Below are 4,993 nucleotides of genomic sequence, written 5' to 3'. Positions count from 1 at the left end.
CATCACGACCACACGACCGTGCATTGCGTCTTCGTCGACGAAGCGCAGTTCCTCGAGGAGGAGCAGGCGTGGCAGCTTGCCCGCATTGCCGACCGGCTGAACATTCCGGTGATGTGCTACGGCCTGCGCACGGATTTCCAGGGCAAGCTGTTTTCCGGCTCGCGCGCGCTTCTGGCGATATCCGACCATCTACGCGAGGTGCGCACCATCTGCCGCTGCGGCCGCAAGGCGACGATGGTCGTGCGCCTCGGCGCGGACGGCAAGGTGGCGAGACAGGGCGAACAGGTGGCGATCGGCAAGGATGTCTATGTCTCGCTCTGCCGCCGCCATTGGGAAGAAGAAATGGGCCGCGTCGCGCCCGACGATTTCATCGGCTTCACCAAAGCCTGACCAGCGCTATTCCGCGTTGCGTGCGCATGGATCGAACGGTGCCAGGACAGAGGGGGAAGAACTGCGGCAAGGAAAACTGCGATCGGTGAGCTTCGTTGCTTTGCGACGGCAGTTATGCTATTGGTTTGGGCATGGTGCTGATCGCGCCAACGACCCGCCGCCGAGGCGGGTTTTTTGTGTCGGGTTTCGGCGCTATCCTTCGCAAACTCCTAATCTTCCGCCTTCCCTTCCCCCTATGCCGCACATATATTCCGGCGGTTCGCGACACGAACAAATGCCGAAGCGGGAGGCCCCAATGGCGACTTTGCAGAATTTCGATGCCGAAATTGCCAAGACCAAGCAGGTCGTGCAGGACATGCGCACCAAAATCGAGCAGTCCGGCACGGTGCTCGACACGCTCGCCAAGACCGACAAGAAGATCGGCGACGCCAATTTCGACCTCGAGAACGCCCGCATCGAGGATGTGCTGAAGCAGCAGAAGGTGATGGAAGGCAACATCGCCGACCTGATCATCGGGCTGGAGGACGCCACCAACGTCTTCGGCGCCGAATTCGAGAGCATGAAGAACTACACCGGCTGGGAAAGCTTCGTTGGTATATTTTCCGACCAGAGCAAGCAACGCATGCGCACCGACCGCGTCCGCAACATGTCGCTGGCCGGCAATCTGCAGGAGCTGCTGGCGAAATCCGACACCATTGTCGGCATCCTCAAGGCGCAGAAGCAGATCCTCGACCAGCGTTACAAGACCTCCGAGGCCAGCCTGTCGCAGGTGATCGAGCGCCGCAAGGCAACCATGTCCAATCTGGAGACCGTGCAGAAGCGCATCGAGGAGCTCAATCCGATGCTGCTCGACATCGAGAACAAGATCGCCGCCTCGACCAGCCAGAAGGAGCGCACCGAGCTCGAAGGCGAACGTTCGAAACTGGCCACGGAGTACAACGAGAAGCAGGCCAAGGAGCAGGAACTGCTGGCCGAAAGCCAGACGCTGGAGCGCTACACGTCGATGTTCCAGACCTTCGTCGATTCGCTCAACAACCAGATCGCGGCGCAGTCGACGCTGATCAACAAGCTGACCATCGATACCGAGCAGCGCATCGTGCTCTACAAGGCGCTGGAAGATTCGCTGAAGACCGCCGCCCAGCAGGACGTCGCCCACAAGATCAACACGCTGGGCAGCCAGGTCGACAACACCGCCGAGGAGACCATGGCCGGCATCGGCGCGGCCTCGCAGAAGCACATCGGCGATCTTCTCGAGATGCACGAGAAGAACATGGTGGCGACCGCCGACATCCAGCGCCGCAAGAAGCTGGCCGACGATGCCTTTGCCCGCCGCTTCGACGACGTGCTGAAGAAGCACAATGCCGCAAACTACGTGCAGTCATAATTGCTGCACTCGCATCGCTCCGAAGGGCTGGCTGCATGATCCCCGAAAACGAAGCGGCAACGCGCTATTTCTCGGCGATCACGGCGGCACTCAGCGGCCTCGAAGTGTTCATGCGCGACGATCGCTCGCCGCTCTACCGGCACGGCATTGTCGCCAAGATCGTCGCCGAATATATTGCGCGGCTCGACAACTCCTTTTCCTGCTGGCGCAACCGGCTGGGCTTCATGGAGACGTTCCGAATTTCGCGCGCCGAAAGCGGCTTTCCGGTCTTCCAGAACGTGCTCGAGCTTGAGAACGATCGCCGCCAGGCCGATACGCGTCTCGCCAACATACCGCTGGCCGACGAGTTGCGCGAGGAAATGGCCGACTTCATCCTGCGCCACAAGGAATTCCCCGAAGCGCTGCAGAAGTCGATGGCCGAACGGCTCTATCTGGAGGGTGTCAGGAGCGAGACGACCTTCGGGCCGTTCACCTTGGCGCAGACGGCAAAAGTCTCGGTCAATCCGAAGACCGGGCGGCCCTACTACCTCGTCCACTGGGCCGCCTTCGACGGCAGCGCCAACCTGCCGCTGGTCTACATGGTGACGGTCGAGGATTCCTCCGAAGAGATTATCGGGCAGCTTGTCGACCGCAACGGCAAGCTCAACGACAAGATCGACATTCCGCTCCCCGTCGAAGGCCTGCTCAATCCCGAGCTAGCCCACCGCTTCGACGACTTCACCGAGAAGAATTCCGCCTATACGCTGTCGCCGGCGACGATCGCCGTCAACCTCGACAAGGATTTCGAGCAACTCCACCCCAAGCAACTGCGCCGCGTCGTGCTCGGCCCGTTCTATTCCGCCGGGATCACCGACAACAATTCGACGGTCAGCGACGTTCTGGACAAGGTGCGCAAACCGGAAAACGCCTGGCTGCTGACCTGGACCATCCAGGAGGTCTACTCCAAGGCCGAAAAGCCCGGCCGCAAGGGGTTATTTTCGAGCGAGAAGACGACGCAGGAATTCTTCATCGACACCGACGATCTCGAGGCCGCGCGGCAGGGCGTGTCGAGCTACGAGAAGCATGCGCTGATCCCGCATGAGGCCTATCAGGCGCTCTACGCCGCCGGCGAGGCGCAGAAGATCTTTTCCGGCTACAAGGTCCACATCCTGTCCAAGGGACAGGTCATCAGTGACGTCTGACCGTCAAACCGCGGAGCATCCTTCATGGACACCGGCCTGACCACGATCTCGGAAGCGGCAATCGAAAAGCACCGCGCCACGGCGCAGAGCTTCATCACCCGCATCGTCGTGCTCGAGGACCCGTCGCGGGAATCCGGGACCGGGCTGGCCGGCACCAACCGCCGCTTCGTCTCGACCGTCTCGGTCGGCTCGGTTCGCCGCACGCGCGAGGTCGAGCTTTCCAAGACCGTCGCCGCCGTCCATCCCGACGACCAGCTGCTGAGCATTGCGCAGCACATGCTGCTGTTTCGCACCCGGCGCGGGCTGGCGATCGCACTGGCCATTTCAGACGTCTTCGCCGAAGGCTCCGACCTCGAAAGCCTGCAAGCGAAAAACGCTCGCGCGCCGCTCGAAGGCGACGAAGCCGCCACCTTCAAGAAACTGCTGTCGGCTTCGGCCTATATTTCGGCCTTCAGCCTCGCCTCCTATCTGTTCCAGCTGATCGACAGCGACGGCGAGGCGCCGAACGACACGCCCGAGCCGGACTTCTTGTTCGACACGCCGCAGGATGCGGTGAAGTCGATCGTGGCCGGCCTCGACAGGGCGATATCAGGCGCGAAGGACGACGCCGATCTGATGACCCGGGCGCGCGCCTTCGCCCGTGTCGCCATCGACGGGCTTTTGGCGCGAAAGGGCCGCTTCGACGGCATAGGTCCGTTCGAGAACGCGCATATCCGCATCGACGTCGACGACTTCACCCTTGACGGCTTCGACGTCGCGCCGGGCAAGCGGTCGAAGCCGCTGGTAATGACCTTCAAAAAGCCGGAAGAGGTCGTCGGCAACCACATCGCCAAGTACCAGTCGGTGAAGCTCGCCAAGATGCTGATGGCTTACGATTTCGAGCGCGAGCTGAACCCGTTCGTCGAGCTCGGCGGCTTCCTGTTCACCTTCATCGGCGACGGCGCGCCCGGCACCGGAAAAACGACGCTGATCCAGATGATCGCCGGTCTCGTCAACGGCTACTGTCAGGTCGCCGGCTATCCCTTCGCCTACGAGAATTTCGGCGTCGACCAGATCTCCTCCTACCAGGGCAAGTCGGGCCAGAACTGCCGCCAGTTCATCAACAATGTGCTGAACCCGCGCGTCATCGGCTTCGGCACCATCGACGATATCGATCAGGTGGCGGCACGCCGCTCCGACGATCGCGCCTCGGCAGGCCAGCAGGAAATCACCGGTGTCCTGATGGACGCGTTTGCGGGTGCCGGCACCGTGGTGCGCGGCAACTGCTCCTTCGGCATGTTCTCCAACTATCCCGAAAACGTCGACGACGCGCTGCGCCAGCGCGCCGGCGCCCGCTGGCTGGTCGATGGGCCACAAACGCGCGACGACTACATCGACATTTTCGTGCTGCTCGCCGGCAAGAACCACAAGATCCCGCTCGGAGACCACAAGCTCTATGCCGCCCAGGAAATCCAGCGCGCGGTGATGGAAGCCTATGAAGAGCATGAAAAGCCCAAGGAAGACGGGCTGATGAAGGTCTATGAGCGCTACATGAAGGAGAACGGCGCACCGAAATCGATGGCCGACATCGGCACCTATCTGCACATGATCAAGGAGGCCGAGCCGCGCTTCACCGGCCGCGCCATCAAGAACGTCACCGATGCGATCAAGATGCGCGCCATGGATATCGAGCTGCCGGACGAATGGTTCGAGAAGCCGGAACTCTTCATGCACAAGGGCTACGACGACAAGAAGGCGATGATCGAGGAACTGCGCGGCCCGTTCTCGATGGATATGGTCATGCAGGAGGTCAACCGCTACGCCGACTCGGAATTCCGCTATTCCGACAAGTCCGACGACGCGGCGGTGACCAAGTTGATCCGCGACACCCGCCTGCGCGACCGCGCGGTGCGCGAGATGGAGGAATTGAAGAAGAAGGGCCTGTGGAATGCTTGAGATGCGCCGACGCTCCCTTCTCCCCCTGTGCGAGAAGGTGTCGCCGAAGGCGACGGATGAGGGGTATTCGTCAAGCTGGAACACCCCTCATCCGGCCGAGCTT

General features: G+C 61.7%; 3 protein-coding genes and 1 pseudogene. All 4 read left to right on the top strand.

Translation table 11 applies throughout. The features are described from left to right. Positions 1–390, top strand: a pseudogene (locus tag EOA85_RS27475) (thymidine kinase); the annotation flags it as partial. Between the two features lie 295 nt (positions 391–685). Beyond that, the gene (locus EOA85_RS27470; RefSeq protein ID WP_065011917.1) at positions 686–1,774 is read left to right on the top strand and encodes a hypothetical protein; all 1,089 of its coding nucleotides are present in this window, start codon (positions 686–688) and stop codon (positions 1,772–1,774) included. A 35-nt stretch (positions 1,775–1,809) separates the two neighbouring features. Then, positions 1,810–2,955: a hypothetical protein gene (locus tag EOA85_RS27465; protein ID WP_127211867.1), complete on the top strand. Its 1,146-nt coding sequence runs from the start codon at positions 1,810–1,812 to the stop codon at positions 2,953–2,955. A gap of 24 nt (positions 2,956–2,979) precedes the next feature. Continuing rightward, positions 2,980–4,890 carry an ATP-binding protein gene (locus tag EOA85_RS27460; protein ID WP_127211866.1) on the top strand — a complete coding sequence of 637 codons (1,911 nt, stop codon included), beginning with the start codon at positions 2,980–2,982 and terminating at the stop codon, positions 4,888–4,890. Positions 4,891–4,993 lie beyond the last annotated feature (103 nt).

This window comes from Mesorhizobium sp. M5C.F.Ca.IN.020.29.1.1, assembly GCF_003997375.1.
GTDB lineage: Bacteria > Pseudomonadota > Alphaproteobacteria > Rhizobiales > Rhizobiaceae > Mesorhizobium > Mesorhizobium wenxiniae.
The sequence above is the reverse complement of the archived record's forward strand: the minus strand, read 5'-3'. Positions and strand labels throughout refer to the sequence as shown.

What these genes read in the sequence shown, in the direction of transcription:
- EOA85_RS27470 (WP_065011917.1), top strand. Translation starts at nt 686, where the DNA reads ATGGCGACTTTGCAGAATTTCGATGCCGAAATTGCCAAGACCAAGCAG.
- EOA85_RS27465 (WP_127211867.1), top strand. Translation starts at nt 1,810, where the DNA reads ATGATCCCCGAAAACGAAGCGGCAACGCGCTATTTCTCGGCGATCACG.
- EOA85_RS27460 (WP_127211866.1), top strand. Translation starts at nt 2,980, where the DNA reads ATGGACACCGGCCTGACCACGATCTCGGAAGCGGCAATCGAAAAGCAC.